This is a genomic window from Paenibacillus sp. SJS-P3 (assembly GCF_056711585.1).
Genome location: NZ_CM160043.1, coordinates 3,095,571 through 3,112,199, shown reverse-complemented (window position 1 = coordinate 3,112,199; position 16,629 = coordinate 3,095,571). Strand labels below are relative to the sequence as shown.

The window sequence follows — 16,629 nt, the reverse complement described above, 5'->3', positions numbered from 1 at the left end:
GGAGAATTTATGACTACTGGCAACGGATCCCCCCCGCGCCGGCCGGGCAGCAGCCCGCCGGCTGGACGAGGCGCCCGCAATGGCGCCGTCAAGAAACGCAAGCCCCGGTTTTGGATGCGAAGATTCATGCTGTTCGCCTCGCTGCTTATTTTCATTGCGGTCGGTTACGGCGTCTATCTGTTCATGGACGCGAACAAGGCCATCAAGGAGATGAGCTATGGAACGAGCTCCGAAGTCGGCTCTATCGGCAGCAGCCCGTTCGGCATGCTGATCATGGGAGTGGATACGCGAGGAGAAGGCGGCTTGCTGAATACCGATGTCCTTATGGCGGCCGCGTTCAATCCGAAGACCAAAAGCGCGGTTGTCGTCTCCATTCCGCGCGATTCCAGAATAGAGGTCAAAGGCTACAAGACCCGCAAGGTCAACAGCTATTATTCGGCGTTTCTGCGCAATGCCAAGAGTGAAGGAAAGGGCGTGTCCCAGGAGAACGCGGAGCATGCCGCAGCCAAGGGAATGAAGGATGCCATCGGTCGTTTTCTCGGCATTCCGATCGCCTATTCGGCGAACGTCAACTTCCAAGGCTTCGCCGACGTGGTGGATGCGCTCGGAGGCGTGAACGTCAATGTGGACATGGATATGGATTATGACGATCATGCCGGCCAGCCCGGCGGCACGAGCATCCATCTGCGCAAGGGCGAGCAGAAGCTCGGCGGCGAGGATGCGCTGGGATTTGTCCGCTACCGCAAATCCAACGACGGCAAGAACATGTCGAGCGACTTCGAGCGCAACGAGCGCCAGGAGCAGGTCGTCGGGGCGATTACGGACCGGATGATGTCGGTGCCGGGACTGCTGCGCCTGGGCAATGTATTTGGAGCTGTCGGAGGCAATGTGAAGACGGATATGCCGGCATCGGATATTCGGGAAATGTTGAGGGTATACTTCGGCATCTCCAAGGAGGATATCACCTTCATTCCTTTGACCGGGGATTGGAGAAGCCCCTATGTGTATCTGGACGAGGCTGTCGTTGCGAAGGCAAGCAAGGCCCTCCAGTCCAAACTGGATGAATGACCATCGTGGACAGTGCATACGTATGTTATACTACAACTACGAAGCCGACATCATGATCCGATTATAATTCCGGGAGGCAGGGCGAATGGCGGAGCTCCGTGCGCATGGCGGCATCACGATTTCCGAAGGCCTTGCATCGACATCCGGCACGCGCCTTCACGGGAGAGGCCCGTCCTCTGCGGCTTGGCCATTGGAAGCAGCTGCCCCTCCCAAACCAAAAAGCCTAGTGACCTGTCACTAGGCTTTTTGCGCTATGGCGCAGGTCAGCGATGTGCAGCCGGCTCGCCGGCTTTGTGCATGCCGTCCATCGGAGCAGGCGATGCGGCATTCCGGTTTTCCGGAGCCGTATTGCGAGGCAGCTGCGGCACGATGCGGCCGACGATGTCGGCCATTTCCTCCGCGAAGCCTCGGATCGGGCGTCCGCGGCGGATGTCGGCGCCCAGCTCCGACAGCCGCTGGTTGACGTCCATGTCTGCTGTCACGATGGCTCGGACGCCGAGCGGGTCATTGCGAAGCGCTTGAGCGACGGCATACTTGATCGTTCCGACACGGGAGCGGTCGAAGTTACCGTCGACATCGATGCCGACTACGGCTGTATTCCCGGCCACGACGGCATGGGCTTTGCGCACGCCCTCCACCCGGGAGGCGAGTTCTTCCAGACGTTTGGCGGCCTGGGCCGACCCGACCGTTTTTTCCGGCTCGGGATCGGTTTGCTTCGTACGAATACGCTGGTCTTCAGCAGGGGAAGGAGAATCGCCCTTATGGACGACCGTGCCGCAGCCGGTCGCCGTCAGGCATAGAATCAAAGCTGCCGACAGCCATTTTTTCATGTTAGGGACACCTGACCTTTCCGTCGATGCTTGATCGTAGAACCGAACCTAGTTTGTCCCTGTTCCGGTCGGGCTATGTAACCATCGCATGTGGACCGGAATTATAAGGCCAGGAGGGGTTGCTTCGTGACCAAAATCTTCGTACTGGATACAAATGTGCTGCTTCATGATCCGCAGGCTCTCTATGCTTTCGACGACAACGAAGTCATCATCCCGGCCGTCGTGCTGGAGGAGATCGATTCCAAAAAACGGCTGGCCGACGAGCTGGGGCGCAATGCGCGCCATGTGTCGCGGCTGCTTGACGGAATGAGGGAAGAGGGCAGGCTGCATGAAGGCATCTCGCTCCCGAGGGGCGGGTTGCTCAAGGTAGAGCTGAACCACCGCAGCTATGTACGGGTTCAGGAAATGTTCGGGGAGATGTCCAATGACAACCGCATTCTCGCTGTCGCCCTGAATTACCATATGGAGGAAGAAAAGGATGGAACGGGCCGCGATGTCGTGCTCGTCAGCAAGGATGTGCTGGTGCGGATCAAGGCCGATGTGCTCGGCCTGCAAGCCGAGGATTATTTGTCCGATCGAGCCGTGGAGCCGTCGGATGTGTACACGGGGACGGCGACCTTGTTCGTCCATCCGTCCATCATCGACGAATTCTATTCCTACCGGTTCTTGAGCATCAAGAGCCTGCAGCTGTCCTCCAGGCTCCATCCCAACGAATTCATCGTTCTGAGGGATGAGCTCGGCACTTCCAAGAGCGCCCTGCTGAAGGTAAGCCAGGATGGGGCGAGGCTGGAGCCGCTGTACCTGAGCAATGATCCCGTCTGGGGCATCACCGTCCGCAACGCCCAGCAGCGGATGGCGCTGGAGCTGCTCCTGAACGACGATATTCCGCTCGTGACGCTGACCGGCAAGGCGGGCACAGGCAAGACGCTGCTTGCCCTCGCGGCCGGCCTGCTCAAGATCGAGGATGAGCATAAATACAAGAAGCTGCTGATCGCGCGTCCCGTCGTCCCGATGGGCAAGGACATCGGTTACCTCCCGGGAGAGAAGGACGAGAAGCTGCGCCCATGGATGCAGCCGATCTACGACAACCTGGAATTCCTCTTCGATACCAAGAAGTCCGGCGATATCGACAAGATTCTGATGGGACTCGGCAGCATTCAGGTCGAGGCGCTGACCTATATCCGCGGGCGTTCCATCCCAGGCCAGTTCATTATCATCGACGAGGCGCAGAATCTCAGCCGGCATGAGGTGAAGACGATTGTCTCCCGTGTCGGCGAAGGAAGCAAAATCGTGCTGATGGGCGATCCCGAGCAGATCGACCATCCGTATCTGGATTCCATGAGCAACGGGCTGACTCATATCGTCGAAAGCTTCAAGCAGGAAGCGCTGAGCGGGCATATCAACCTGGAAAAGGGAGAGCGCTCCAAGCTGGCTCAGCTTGCGGCTGACCTGCTTTAGAGGATGAGGGAAAAGGCCGCCTGCATGCAGGCGGCCTTTCTTGTTGCCCGACGTCTGGGCATTCGGCCAAAACGGGAAAAAGGAGGAAGCGGCTGAGCCGCTCTGTCGTCGGCTTCCGCTTTGTTGCACGGGGCTTGGCCTTCTGCATGCTATTCCTGGCTATCTGAAAACAGCATTATTTTGCAGTCCTAGTCTATCGGCCCCAACCTATGCGCAAGGGAATTGCTGCAAGGAGCATACGGCCTATTTTTTGCCCGGCCGGGCAGACAGATACCGGAAACTTTGATAGGATGAAGGGAAACATGTCCGAAAGGAGGGCGGCGTGGATGGCGCGAAAAAAATACCTGCTGCTGCCGGGAGCCGCTCTCGCCGCCGCTCTTCTGCTCGTCCAGCAAGAGCATCCGGCCGAGGATCCTCCGGGCAGCGCTCAGCCTGCCGCAGTCTGGGACGAGCCGCTTTTTCCGGCGGCGGTGAAAAAGCCGAACAGCGCGAACGGTTGACTGTAAGCGTTTCCTTGGATGAACAGGAATACGCCGCGCTGTCGGAAATAAGCCGCCTCTGGTCGCAGAGGCATCCCGGATGGGATATCCAGCTGGTGAATTCTCTGCCGGCAGAGACTGGAACAGGACAGTGGAGGCGCCGGGCGCTGCTTGGAGAGGCAGGGGACATCGTGCTCCTGCCGAGCTCGGAGATCATTCCTCTCGCCGCGGCCGGAGTCCTCCTGCCGCTGGACAAGCTGATGGCGGGCAGCGCCGGCTTCGGAGGGAGCGGGGCTTTCTGGGAGCCGCTTTACTGGAATGGATACTTATGGGGAGCGCCCAGAGATGCGGACCCGGATGTGCTGGTGTGGAAGGACAGCAAGCTGATGGAGGCAGGGCTGCTGCGGCCGCCGACGGCATGGGAAGAGATGGAGCTGGTTAGTGCCGGCCATCCTGGCGTCCCCACCGTCCTGATCGGAAGAAGCGATGCCGGAGCAGCCGCAGCATGGGTCGCCGGATGGAAGCCGGAAGCCGGAGCCGAGCAGCTGCCGGAGCGCCTCAAGCAGGCGCTGTCGGGCAGAGGAGATGGCAGCAGGATGCAGGCTTACTCCTCCTATGAGGAAGCGGAGGCGGCAATGGCAGCGGGCAAGGCATTTTCGGCCATCATTCCGTGGTCGGAATACAGGCGATGGAATCCCGGAGAAGGCTATACGCCCGATTACCGCCTGGCGCTCGATACTGCCTCCCTGCGAATGCGGAGTTATGGAATCATGGCCACGAGCGCAAGCCCCGACGCCGCCGCAGCCTGGATCGCGGGCGTGACGGAGACGGCTGCCCGGAAGGCAGCTGCAGATGCGGCGTTCAGGCTGCTGCCGAAGCCGAGCCTCTACATCGGAGACTCATCCGGAGATGGCGGCTTCCCGGCAGACTGGAAGCCGCAGCTGTTCCAGGGCAAGGAGGGTCGGCTTCGGCTCCATGGAGCCGACTTGCTGGCTCCGCTCTGGAAATATTATTGGAAGGACGGGGGCGGAATGTCGCCGGAGCAGCTGGCGTCTGCCTGGCTTCAAGCCATCGAAAAGCGGCCCTCCGGAAAATGAGGGCCGCCATTCGGCGCTGCTTTGATTCACAGGGAGAAGCCGAACCGGATGACAAGCTCATGCTCCTCGACCTGGACGGAGGTCACTTTGAGAAAGGAAATGAACTTGCCGGGATAAAAGCCGACGTCGAAAGTCCGCAATAAATCATCCATCGTCTCCTTGGGCAGCTTGTAGCCGTTGAAGACGAGCTCATCCATCCGGAACTTGATTCCGTTTTTGGGCGTATCGACGACTTCATAGGTGCCGGAAGCCTCCACGCTCATGGCCCCGTCGCTTCCGCCCGCCTGGACCTTGCCGTCCCCGAACCGGAACTGGAAGCCCTTGAGGCTGTCATCCTGCTCGGCGAGGAAGGAATTCAGCGCATCATCCGGCAGCCGGAGCGTATAGCCGCCGCTTTCCAGCTTGACATAATCGGGATGGCTCTCGAGCCAAGCGGGCAGCTTGTTCATCGCCTTGGACATCAAGCGGAAGTAGGACTGGACTTCCGCCCGTCCGCTGTTCTGCCATATTTCGCCCAGCTGGGCGATTTGCCGTTTCACGGCTTCCGGATCGCTGCTGCCCCCGATGCCTTCCTGGAGCTGGCGATCCAGCTCCTCGGCGCGGGCCTTTTGCTGCAGCAGGCTCTGCTCGGCTGCGTCAAGCGCTGCTTGTTGCCGCTGAAGCTCCGCCTGGCTTGATTTCAGCTTCTCGGATATGACGCGGTAGTCCGCGATCGCCTTCCTGTCCCCGTCCATCAGCAGATCCATCATGTCCACGATGCGGAACAAATCCCCGAGATTCCGGACCTGAAACAAAGCGTTCCATATCATGTCCTTGCGGCCGGTGTAATAGCGGCTGAGCGCTTCTCCCGCTCTTTGCTTGCGGCCGCGAAGCTGCTCCTCCTGCTGCTTCAGCTGAAAGGTGGAAGCGTCGAGCTGCTTTTGCAGCGCGTCCTTGCGGCCGGCGATCCGCTCCAGCTCCCGGTCCAGCTCAAGGACGGCGAGGCTTTTCTCCATCAGCTGGCGGTCATCGTCCGATGAAGGTACGGGTACGGCTTGCGCATAGATCTCGTCCGCGCCGATCGGTCCGGAGAAGGGGAACGTTTCAGCCAGCGGGCCGAGGAGGAGGACCGCCAGCAGGGAGAGAAGGATCCGGCCAGGGAGTCTTGTTTTCATGGCGTCTTCGGAAGATCCCCTCCTTCTTGTCCATCGGTTTCCTTCTTACCTTATGCCGTCTCGAGCCCTCAGATGCAAAGAACCGCCCGGACAGAAGTCCGGGCGGTTCTTGTGCGTGAAGGCCTTGGGGCTGAATCAGAACGGCAATCCCATCTTGAAGACGGTCCAATAGCTGAAGCCCAGGAAGGTGAGAATCATATAGGCCCAGAACATCAGTATGTAGGTGCGCTCCGTAAAGTTCAGGTAGCCCAAGAAGAAGAAGGCGATGGCTTGGAAGAAGAACAGAAGCGAAAACTCCGTCATATCTCCAGCGAAGGCCATGAGGGCGATCACAAGACACCAAAAGCCAAGTACGCGAAACATGCGCGCCATGAGGTAATCCCCCTCTCCATCTCGTGTTGCATGCTAAAGAACATTATAGCGTTTCAGGCAATCACTGTAAACCGCTTTCGCAGGTTCCTCGAAGCCTTTTTTGCTTGTCCGCCGCCTGCCGCTTCTAGGATTGCCTGCAGAAAGGACGAATATGTATGAGCCTCTGCAAAATTGGAAATACAATTTAGTAACGATAGATTCTATGAACTCTACCAAGGGCATAGGGATAAAGAAAGTGCGTTTACGTTAGGAGGTTGTAGCGAGCATGACAGCAGTCAGGCAAGACGCATGGAGCCCGGACGACGATTTGATTCTCGCCGAGGTGACACTAAGACATATCCGCGATGGCGGTACCCAGCTTGGAGCATTCGAAGAGGTGGGGGAGAAGATTGCCCGAACGCCCGCGGCCTGCGGGTTCAGATGGAACAGCTGCGTACGCAAGCGGTACGAGGAAGCGATTCAGCTCGCCAAGCAGCAGCGGCAGAAACGGAATTATTTGAAGAAACAGGCGCCGGCTGCCTCCCATGTTTCCGCCTTGGCGGAACCGGCCGCCGAGCCTGCAGCCTTGCTCGATTCAGCATACGGCGACGATGCGATCGCGATCGAAGCCGTCATCCGGTATTTGAAGCAATGGAAAACAACCTTCTCCGATCTGCAGCGGCATGTCAAGCGCCTGGAGAGAGAGCTGTCCAGCCGCAACGAGGAGCTGAGCAGCCTCAGGGAGATCAATGACCGCCTGTCCCGGGAAGCGAATCATGTCCAGCTGGACTATCAGTCCGTCAACGACGACTACAAGACTTTGCTTCAGATCATGGACCGCGCGAGGCGCCTCACGGTGCTGAACGAGGACGACGAGCTGAAGCCGCGATTCAAGATGGATGCCAACGGCAACCTGGAGCGCATCGAATGATGCCAAGCGAACGGTTTTTCCGGATCAACCGGAAGGGCCGTTTTTTTGTTTGTCGGGATGCTTTGGTCCATCCGGTTTTGGTACAATCGCCGAAGGAGGAATGAAGTCATGAACATAACGGTCATAGGAGCAGGCTCGATCGGACTTCTCTATGCGGCGCGCTTGTCGCTGGCGGGAGAGGATGTGCGCGCGCTCGTCCGCACGAGGCGGCATGCCGAGGCGCTGCGGGAGTCCGGGATCTTGCTCAAGACGAATGAAGGGGAGTTCGTCGTTCCCATCGAAGCGGCAGCGCTGGAGGATGCCGGCAACGGCCGCGGCAATGCCATGGAGCCCGGCTGGTTCATCCTCAGCGTCAAGCAGACGGCGCTCGACGCGCCGTTTCTTCGCCGGCTGGCCCTGCTGGCTGGCCCGCAGGACGGCATGCTGTGCCTTCAGAACGGAATCGGGCATATGGAGCGCCTGAGTCAGGCTCTTCCGGATGTCGCGCTCTATGCGGGCGTGACGAGCGAAGGGGCGATGAGGGAAGACGCCCGGACGGTAATCCATACCGGTCTCGGGGAGCTCCATTACGGCGCGGCGAACGAAGCGGCCGCTGACAGCCGCGCGGAGAAGCTGCGCGGGAAGTGGCAGCAAGCCGCGGACAAGGCAGGAATCGCCGCATTTTTGTCGAACGATATGGAAAACCGCATTTACCGCAAGCTGCTGCTCAATGCTGTGATCAATCCGCTTACCGCGCTGTACGGGGTCCGCAACGGAGAGCTTCCGTCCCATCCGCAGGCCGGCAAGCTGATGGCAGCGCTGCATGAGGAGACTGCGGCCATCCTTGCCCGCGCCGGATTGGAGCTCGACGGCAGCGAGCCGGCACGCCTGCTGGAAGTATGCCGGCTGACGGCCGGCAACATCTCCTCCATGCTGGCGGATGTGCGGGCAGGCCGCAGGAGCGAGGTCGACAGCATCAACGGTGCGGTCGCTTCTATGGCCGGAACGCTCGGTCTGGACGCTCCGCTCAACCAAGCCGCCGCAGCCATGGTAAAAGCGCTGGAACCGTAGGAAAGGGCGATGTCCGTGTTCGTTTGGGAAAGCTTGAAAACAGCTTACGCACTGCTCGCGATGATACCTTTTATACCCTTTGCGCTCATTTTTTTCACTGCCCGAGCTGTTACCGGAGACCGGAAGCGATCGCTGCGGCTGGCGATGGATATCACGACCGCTCTGTTGATCGGATGCGTCGCGGTGCTGTTCAACCGGATCTTCTCCAATTCGTTCGGCTTGTACGGCATTCTGCTCGTCATGCTCATCGGCGGCGGCCTGCTCGGCAACCTTCAGTTCCGCAAGCGCGGCCAGGTCGATATCCGCAAAATTTTCCGCGCGATTTGGCGGCTCGGTTTTTTCGCCATGGGAATCATGTACATCGTTCTCATGGCGGCCGGGATCGCCCAGCATATGTTCCGGGTGTAGCAGGATCTGTACTAATTTCGGTTACGGTTTTGACGGGTCTCCGCTCAAGGTGTACAATCGTAGCGAAAGCTTCGCATTTACAGCTGGGGGGTTGCAGGTTACCCGATGAATATGGAGACGATTTGCCTGCCTTTTGGCCAGCCGCTTGCCGATGATTACATCGGCCGCAAGCGCGAGGCGCTTGAGCCGCTGCTCGGCTATCATGCCGCTGATAAGGAACATTGGAAAGCTCGGCTGCGCCGGCTCAGAAATCATGAAGGCTTGCGTGCCGACAGCCGAAGCGTGGCTGCTGCAGTGAAGAACTATCAAGAGCCGTTCGGACTATCCGAACAGGTCCGCTCCAATCTGGAATTCCTGGAGAAAGGGTCGCCCGTCGTCGTCGGCGGCCAGCAGGCCGTATTATGGACCGGTCCCTTGATGATCATACATAAGGCGGTGACGATCCTGCAGACCGCCGAATGGGCATCGCGCCTGCTCGGCGAGGCCGTCGTGCCGGTGTTTTGGATCGCAGGCGAGGACCACGACTGGGACGAGGCCAGCCAGACTTTCGTGCCTGAGGCCGGAGGAACGGCGACCCGGAAGCTGTCCGCGCCAAGACCGGGTAGCGGCCGCTCTTCCGTCAGCCGGACGCAGCTGGATCCACGGACGCTGGAGGAGGCTCTGGCGCAGCTCGAAGCGGCTCTGCCCGACAGCCCGCATAAGCTTGCGCTATGCGCCGAGCTGCGGCATGGCTCGCAGAGCTGCAGGACGCTGACGGAATTGTTCGCCTTGATGCTGAACGCCTTGTTCGGAGAGAAGGGCCTGCTCCTCGTCGATGCCGACGATCCGGGACTGCGCAAGCTGGAGGGGCCGATGTTCTCCGAGCTCGTATCGCGCAACGCTCAGCTCGAGCAGGCATTCCTTGCGGGCACCGCCAGTGTGGAAGAGCTTGGATACAAGCCGCAGGCCGACCTTGCGGAAGGAGGCGCCAACCTTTTCCTCTTCCATGAATATGGAGAAACGGGGAGCGAAGAGCGGGTGCTCCTCCACCGTAGAGGCGACCGTTTCGAGGATCGCAAGGGACTCGTATCGCTCAGTTCCCGCGAACTGGCGTCTATCGCCGAGCAGCAGCCTGAGCGGCTGAGCAACAATGTGTTCACGAGACCTCTCATGCAGGAGTTTCTGTTCCCTGTCCTGTCGACGGTTCTGGGACCCGGTGAGATCGCCTATTGGGCTCAGACCGGGGGCGCATTCCGCGAACTTGGGATGGAAATGCCGATCCTGACGCCGCGCCTCTCCTTCACGCTGCTGGAACCGGCGGCGGCCAAAACGATGGAGACGTACGGAATCTCCTTTGAAGACGCTCTCGGCGGAATAGAAGCCAAGAAGCAGCAGTGGCTCGCCGGCAGCGGCCATTACGGCATCAGCGAGCGCTTCCGGGAAGCGCTGCTCCGCATGCAGGACGCCTACAGCCCTGCGCTGGCGATGGCCGCATCCGTGGAGAAGGGTTTGGCCGATCTTGGCGAGAACAACTGGAGCCGGATCGCACGTGAAATCCAGTACATGGAAGACAAGACCAAAAAAGCGCTGGAGAGCAGGGAGCAGACCGCTCTGGACCGGATGGATGCGCTCGGAACAGCAGTATGTCCGGAAGGGCGTCCGCAGGAGCGGGTTCTGGCATCCGTATATTATCTGAACGTATACGGCCGCAGATGGCTGGACGTTTTGCTCGCCGCTCCTTTCGAGCCTTGCGCGGGACATAGGCTGGTACGCTTGTAAGCAGCGGCGGCCTGGCGCCGCCCGACATCAGAATGGAATCATGGAAGGTGTGAATGAGCTATGACAATCAACGCCAAAGAAGTCAGCATCGTGGCCGACAGATCGCTGGCGGCGGAAGGCCGGCTCAAAATCGACTGGGTTCAGGCCCATATGCCGGTATTGAACGAAATCCGCGCCCAGTTCGAGAAGGAACAGCCGTTCAAAGGGCTGAAGGTATCGATCTGCCTCCATCTGGAAGCCAAGACGGCTTATCTGGCGGAAGTGGTCCAGGCCGGCGGAGCCGAGGTGACCATAACGGGCAGCAATCCGCTGTCCACCCAGGATGATGTCTGCGCGGCGCTCGTGGAAGCGGGCATCACCGTGTTCGCCAAATACAATCCGGGTCCTCAGGAATTCAAGGACTTGATGGTCCGGGCGCTCGAGAGCAAGCCTGACCTCATCATCGACGACGGCGGCGACTTCGCCACCATCCTGCATTCCGAGCGTCCCGATCTGATGGAGAACATCCGCGGCGGCGCGGAAGAGACGACGACGGGCATCATCAAGCTGAAGGCGCTGCAGAAGGAAGGCACGCTGAAGTTCCCGATGATAGCGGTCAACGACGCCTACTGCAAGCATCTGTTCGACAATCGCTACGGAACCGGCCAATCCGCCTGGGACGGCCTGATCCGCACGACCAATCTGGTCGTATCGGGCAAGACGGTCGTCGTCGTCGGCTATGGCTGGTGCGGCAAGGGCGTGGCGATGCGGGCCAAGGGACTGGGCGCCAACGTCATCGTAACCGAGGTCGACGCGATCAAGGCGGTCGAAGCCTACATGGACGGATTCCAGGTCATGCCGATGATCGAGGCCGCCAAGCTGGGAGAAATGTTCATTACCGTAACCGGCAACAAGGCCGTCATCAACGGCGAACACTACCCGGTCATGAAAAACGGCGCCATCCTTGCGAACGCGGGCCATTTCGACGTCGAGTTCAGCAAGCCCGATCTGGCTGCCCTCGCTTCCGAGATCCGCACTGTCCGCAAGAACATCGAGGAGTACAAGCTTGAAGACGGACGTAGCATCTACGTCCTCGCAGAAGGCCGCCTCGTCAACCTCGCCGCGGGCGACGGCCATCCGGCCGAGATCATGGACATGACCTTCGCGCTGCAGGCGGTCTCTCTCAAATACGTCAACGATTCCTACAAGGAGCTTGGGGCCAAGGTCATCAACGTTCCTTACGAGCTGGATGAAAGAGTTGCGAGAACGAAGCTGAGCGCGCTCGGCATCGGGATCGACTCGCTCTCCGAAGAGCAGATCAAATATTTGGACAGCTGGTCTTCCTGACCGCTGCATGAGCCGTCCCTGCGGGGGGCGGCTTTTTTTAGTGTGGATTTTTTTCGTTCTTGTTCTTTCCCCTGTAAACAGGATGCTGATAATCCCGTAACGAGAACAAGATACACGAGATCATGAGGCGAAAAGTTTCAACAATGAGAAAATTTTTAGGTGAAAAAGTTTGGCCAAATCTTCGTTTTGAAAGAGGAAATAGAGTTCAGACGGCGAATACCAATTTGCTAGTGGGGAGAAGTGGGGCAAAGTGGTGGAATAGGGGGAGGGAGTGGGGCGCCGATGTTTCTGGGAGAACACCAGCACAGCTTGGACGACAAAGGCCGGCTCACGATTCCATCCAAATTCCGCGATGCTCTCGGCTCTACCTTTATCGCCACCCGAGGCCTGGACAACTGCTTATTCGTATATCCCCAAGCCGAATGGAGCGAGCTCGAGCAGAAGATCCGCCGCTTGCCGCTGATGAAGGCGGATGCGCGGGCGTTCAGCAGGTTCTTCTTTTCCGGGGCCGTCGAATTGGAGCTCGACAAACAGGGAAGGGTAAATTTGCCTAGCCATCTGACGGAGTATGCCAAGCTGCAGAAGGATTGCATGGTGCTCGGCGTATCCAGCCGGGTGGAAATTTGGAGCAAGCCGGTGTGGGAAGGCTACTATCAGCAGTCCGAGGATACGTTCAACGAAATCGCAGAAAAATTGACCGATTTCGACATTAATTTCTGATTCACGACATTATTTTCGGATTAAGTATCGTTGTGCATCCTAGTCAGTCATCAAGAATCATCAGGAGGACACCCCTTTGTTTCATCACATTACCGTACTCAAGGAAGAGGCCGTAGAGGGCCTGAATATCCGTCCTGACGGCATTTACGTCGACTGCACGCTCGGGGGCGCGGGGCATAGCGAACTGATCGCTTCCCGGCTCTCCGGCAAAGGCAGGCTGATCGCCTTCGACCAGGACGACTGGGCTCATGACAACGCGAAGATCAGGCTGGCTCCTTACATGGACCGAGTGACGCTTGTCCGGAGCAATTTCCGTTATTTGCAGGAACAGCTGACCATGCTTGCTGATATACCGAAGAACGAGAAAGGCGTGCCGCAAGTAGACGGGATCCTGTTCGATCTTGGCGTATCCAGCCCGCAGCTCGACGAGGCCGAGCGCGGCTTCAGCTACAATCATGATGCTCCTCTGGACATGAGAATGGACCGCGAGGCAGAGCTCACGGCGCATGAAATTCTGAACCACTGGGAAGAAAGCGAGCTGGCGCGGATTTTCTACCGCTATGGGGAAGAGAAATTCTCCAGGCAGATCGCCCGCGCGATCATCAAGCAGCGGCAGTCCGAGGAGATCAAAACGACGGGGGAGCTGGTCGAGCTCATCAAGTCGGGCATACCGGCAGCGGCCCGGCGCACGGGAGGCCATCCGGCCAAGCGTACGTTCCAGGCGCTCCGGATCGCAGTCAACGACGAGCTCGGAGCGGAGGAGGAAGCGCTCGAACAGGCCGTTGCCTGCCTTGCTCCCAAGGGACGTGTATCCGTCATCACGTTCCACTCGCTCGAAGACCGGATCTGCAAGCAGCTTTTCGCCGGTTATCTGGAGAAATGCACTTGTCCGCCGGATTTTCCGAAATGCGTATGCGGAGGCACCGGCACGCTCAAGCTCATTACCCGCAAGCCGGTCCTGCCGGGCGAGGAAGAGCTTGAGGCGAACCCTAGATCCCGGTCGGCGAAGCTCAGAGTCGCCGAGAAGCTGTAAGCCGGAGATGCTGCTTCCGGCAAGCCGCTCCCGGATCTCTGGAATTTCGCACATAAAATTCCAGGTGGTTTCATTTTCACCATGACGCAATGAAATTGAATCAACTTGCAGGAGGGGAATCAGCTTTGGCTTACACGAGCGGCAACCTGGCGCTGCAGCCCAAACGAAAGCCGGAACAGCAGCCGGTAAAAGAGACAAAAACAGTCGTGAAGGTCAGGAGGATGATTCCTCCGGCTGAAATGCTTCGCTACCTGTTCTCGGTAGCTGTTATCGTCGGCCTTGTCGTCCTTATCATTTTCCGTTATTCGCAGGACTACCGCATGCAGCTTCAGATCAAGACGATGGACGCCACTTATGCGGAGTCGGTCGTGGATATGAAAGTGCTGCAAGCGGAGCTTGCCAAGCTGAACGATCCGGACCGGATCCGCGCCATGGCGATCGCGCAGGGCATGATCGAGCCGGAGCCAGCCGGCACTGAGGAAGCAGCCTCCGCTACGACGGGAAGGTAGCAGCCATGGATACCGTCAAGCGAATCAAACTGCGCACGCTGTTCGTCGGAGGGCTTATCACCCTCCTTTTTCTTGTTTTATTTACCCGCATCTTCTGGGTTCAGGTCGTCAAGGCCGACTTCTGGCTCGGCGAGGCGAAGAAGATCTGGGCGGCATCCGATACGATTCCGGCGGAACGCGGGACGATCACGGACCGCAACGGCAACCTTCTGGCGATGAACATTCCCGCCTATACCGTCGTTGTCAATCCCAAGGTCATTCAGGAGCTCGGCATCGAGGATCAGGTGGCGGACGGGCTCTCGAAAATACTGGGCAAGCCCAAGGCCGACATTGTCAAGCAGGTGAGCTTCCGCAATGCCAAAGGGGAATATTCCCAGTACCGCGAGCTGAGGCCGGAAGGGCTCAACATCGAGAAGAAGAAGTCCGACGAGGTGGCCAACCTCAGCGTGCAGATCAAGAAGGATCTGGAAGAAAAGCGGGGCAAGAAGATCAGCGGCAGCGACATGGGCATTACGCTGATCAAAGGCTCCAAGCGGCTCTACCCGAACAATACGCTTGCGGCGCATCTGCTCGGCTTCGTCAACAAGCAGGGCGATCCGGTCATCGGCCTCGAGGCGGATTTCAACGACGTCCTCAAGGGAACCGATGGCAAGATCGTGTACGAAAAGGACGGCAACCGGGTTCAGGTGGACAACGGGACGGCCAAGCTCGTACCTGCCGTGAACGGCAAGAACATCAAGCTGACGATCGACAACGAGATACAGCATTATGTCCAGGACGCGATCCAGGAAGCCTATGACCTGTACAAGCCGCAGAGCATCACGGCGATAGTGGCCGATCCGAATTCGATGGAGGTTCTGGGGATGGCGAATCTGCCGACCTTCGATCCCAATTCGTATTCGTCGTCGAACCCGATCAATTTCAACAATCTCGCTGTCGGCGGAACCTACGAGCCGGGCTCGACGTTCAAGATCGTGACGCTGGCCGGAGCCGTACAGGAGAAGATGTTCAATCCGAACGAGGAGTATATGTCCGGCCGGATCTCGGTGCCGGGTCAGGATGTGTACGACATCAAGCGCTCGGGATGGGGGCCGATCACCTATCTGGAAGGGCTGAAGCGCTCGAGCAACGTCGCTTTCGTCCATCTCGGAATGGAACGGCTCGGCAAGGTGAAGCTGACGGATTATATCAGCAACTTCGGCTTCGGCACCAAAACCGGCATTGAGATCAAGCAGGAGGTGCGCGGCAGCCTCAACATCCAGGGCATGTCCGACGTCGCCCGCGCTTCCTTCGGGCAAGGTCCGGTATCGGTGACGCCGATCCAGCAGGTGGCGGCCGTCGCCGCCGTCGCCAACGGCGGCAAGCTGCTGAAGCCGCATATCGTCAAGGAAATCGACGATCCGGCCGCGGACAAGAAGACGGAAACGCAGAAGGAGCAGGTCCGCCAGGTCGTCACGGCGGAAACCTCGAAGCTTACGAGCGGCTTCCTGGAGCAGGTCGTGTCCGACAGCAAGATCGGCACCGGCCGCAATGCCGCCATTCCCGGCTACAGGGTAGCCGGCAAGACCGGCACCGCCCAGAAAATCGTCAACGGGACCTATTCCAAGGACAAATACGTCGTTTCGTTCATCGGGTATGCTCCGGTGAGCAACCCGCGCTTCGTTGTATACGTCATCGTGGATTCGCCCAGCGTCCCGGACCCCGGCGGCGGCAAGATCGCCGCTCCGGTATTCAAGAAGATCGTCACGCAGAGCCTGCGCTATATGGGCGTCAAGCCTGACGCGAGCGTGCCGCCGTCCCAGGACAAGAAGCAGCCGCTGACGGTGCCGGATCTTACAGGGCTGACGCTTGCAAAAGCGCAGCAGGAGCTGAAGGCGAGAGGATTGGCTTCGAAGGCCGTCGGCAAAGGCGCCAGCGTGCTGAAGCAGATGCCCGCCGCCGGGACGATCGTCTCGGACAGCCAGAGCGTCTATCTGGTGACGGAGGAGGAGAACAAGCTGCAGCTGCCTTCCCTGGCAGGCTCGTCGCTGCGCGAGGCGCTGCAGCTGTGCAGCTCCGTCGGCCGCAAATGCGTGACGGAAGGCGAAGGCTTCGTCATCTCCCAGATGGAGGCCAAGCTGAACGGGGAGCCTGTCGTCAAGCTGATCCTGAAGCCTCCGGCGGGCGAAGAGGCAACAGATACCTCCGCTGCGGGTTCAGCCGCGGCTGGCGGAAGCTCCTCTGGCGATGCGAAGCAGGGCGGCGGAGCGGATGCAACCGGCGGCAAGCCGGATGACTCCAGCGGCAGCGAAGGAAGCTCTCCTCCAGCCGGCGGCGGTTGAGCGGACTGACAGGCCGGCATCGCTGACGCTGCTTGCGGGTCCGGCTGGCGGCTGGTTCCCGAGGCTGGCGGAAGCCGGCCGCAAAGGGCTTGGCATACGTCGCTGCTTTCCCGAATACGTTAACTTGTACGGACAG

The 16,629-nt window shown here is 59.2% G+C and carries 16 protein-coding genes; 13 read left to right on the top strand and 3 right to left on the bottom strand.

The window, feature by feature from the left end; genetic code table 11:
- The first annotated feature begins 9 nt into the window (after positions 1–9).
- Positions 10–1,068, top strand: a complete 1,059-nt coding sequence (locus tag AC06G8_RS14410; protein WP_480283138.1) for an LCP family protein — start codon at positions 10–12, stop codon at positions 1,066–1,068.
- 263 nt (positions 1,069–1,331) lie between these two features.
- Here the strand turns inward: AC06G8_RS14410 and AC06G8_RS14405 are convergent, their stop codons facing one another.
- Positions 1,332–1,898: a YhcN/YlaJ family sporulation lipoprotein gene (locus tag AC06G8_RS14405; RefSeq protein ID WP_447661443.1), complete on the bottom strand. Its 567-nt coding sequence runs from the start codon at positions 1,896–1,898 to the stop codon at positions 1,332–1,334.
- A gap of 126 nt (positions 1,899–2,024) precedes the next feature.
- On the opposite strand from AC06G8_RS14405, the gene AC06G8_RS14400 reads away from it, so the two are divergent.
- From AC06G8_RS14400 to AC06G8_RS14390, 3 genes are all read left to right on the top strand, one after another.
- Positions 2,025–3,356 (top strand): PhoH family protein, encoded by a 1,332-nt coding sequence (locus AC06G8_RS14400; RefSeq protein WP_447661442.1) that lies wholly within the window; start codon positions 2,025–2,027, stop codon positions 3,354–3,356.
- Positions 3,357–3,682: 326 nt separating this feature from the next.
- On the top strand, positions 3,683–3,856 hold the full coding sequence (locus tag AC06G8_RS14395) for a hypothetical protein (RefSeq protein WP_480283137.1): 174 nt from the start codon (positions 3,683–3,685) through the stop codon (positions 3,854–3,856).
- Positions 3,853–4,932, top strand: coding sequence for an extracellular solute-binding protein (locus AC06G8_RS14390; RefSeq protein WP_480283136.1), 1,080 nt, complete (start codon positions 3,853–3,855; stop codon positions 4,930–4,932). The genes AC06G8_RS14395 and AC06G8_RS14390 overlap by 4 nt, the downstream gene beginning before the upstream one ends.
- Before the next feature lie 26 nt (positions 4,933–4,958).
- Here the strand turns inward: AC06G8_RS14390 and AC06G8_RS14385 are convergent, their stop codons facing one another.
- Complete coding sequence (locus AC06G8_RS14385) at positions 4,959–6,086, bottom strand: coiled-coil domain-containing protein (RefSeq protein ID WP_480283135.1); 1,128 nt, start codon at positions 6,084–6,086, stop codon at positions 4,959–4,961.
- 135 nt (positions 6,087–6,221) lie between these two features.
- Positions 6,222–6,458, bottom strand: a complete 237-nt coding sequence (locus AC06G8_RS14380; RefSeq protein WP_048744429.1) for a DUF2626 family protein — start codon at positions 6,456–6,458, stop codon at positions 6,222–6,224.
- Between the two features lie 265 nt (positions 6,459–6,723).
- Between AC06G8_RS14380 and AC06G8_RS14375 the strand changes: the two genes are divergently transcribed.
- The 9 genes from AC06G8_RS14375 (at position 6,724) to AC06G8_RS14335 (ending at position 16,493) form a co-directional block, all read left to right on the top strand.
- A complete protein-coding gene (locus tag AC06G8_RS14375; RefSeq protein WP_447661439.1) occupies positions 6,724–7,368 on the top strand; it encodes an RsfA family transcriptional regulator in 645 nt (214 codons plus the stop codon).
- A gap of 108 nt (positions 7,369–7,476) precedes the next feature.
- Entirely contained in the window at positions 7,477–8,418 is a 942-nt protein-coding gene (locus AC06G8_RS14370) for a ketopantoate reductase family protein (RefSeq protein ID WP_447661438.1), read from the top strand.
- Positions 8,419–8,427: 9 nt separating this feature from the next.
- The gene (locus AC06G8_RS14365) at positions 8,428–8,826 is read left to right on the top strand and encodes a DUF3397 domain-containing protein (RefSeq protein WP_447661437.1); all 399 of its coding nucleotides are present in this window, start codon (positions 8,428–8,430) and stop codon (positions 8,824–8,826) included.
- 105 nt (positions 8,827–8,931) lie between these two features.
- Positions 8,932–10,584 (top strand): bacillithiol biosynthesis cysteine-adding enzyme BshC, encoded by a 1,653-nt coding sequence (gene bshC / locus AC06G8_RS14360; protein ID WP_480283134.1) that lies wholly within the window; start codon positions 8,932–8,934, stop codon positions 10,582–10,584.
- 60 nt (positions 10,585–10,644) lie between these two features.
- Positions 10,645–11,910, top strand: a complete 1,266-nt coding sequence (locus tag AC06G8_RS14355) for an adenosylhomocysteinase (RefSeq protein ID WP_447661435.1) — start codon at positions 10,645–10,647, stop codon at positions 11,908–11,910.
- A gap of 282 nt (positions 11,911–12,192) precedes the next feature.
- On the top strand, positions 12,193–12,630 hold the full coding sequence (gene mraZ, locus AC06G8_RS14350; RefSeq protein ID WP_447661434.1) for a division/cell wall cluster transcriptional repressor MraZ: 438 nt from the start codon (positions 12,193–12,195) through the stop codon (positions 12,628–12,630).
- A 76-nt stretch (positions 12,631–12,706) separates the two neighbouring features.
- Complete coding sequence (gene rsmH / locus AC06G8_RS14345; RefSeq protein WP_447661433.1) at positions 12,707–13,663, top strand: 16S rRNA (cytosine(1402)-N(4))-methyltransferase RsmH; 957 nt, start codon at positions 12,707–12,709, stop codon at positions 13,661–13,663.
- A gap of 125 nt (positions 13,664–13,788) precedes the next feature.
- Positions 13,789–14,172, top strand: coding sequence for a cell division protein FtsL (locus tag AC06G8_RS14340; RefSeq protein ID WP_480283133.1), 384 nt, complete (start codon positions 13,789–13,791; stop codon positions 14,170–14,172).
- A 5-nt stretch (positions 14,173–14,177) separates the two neighbouring features.
- Entirely contained in the window at positions 14,178–16,493 is a 2,316-nt protein-coding gene (locus AC06G8_RS14335; protein WP_480283132.1) for a penicillin-binding transpeptidase domain-containing protein, read from the top strand.
- Positions 16,494–16,629 lie beyond the last annotated feature (136 nt).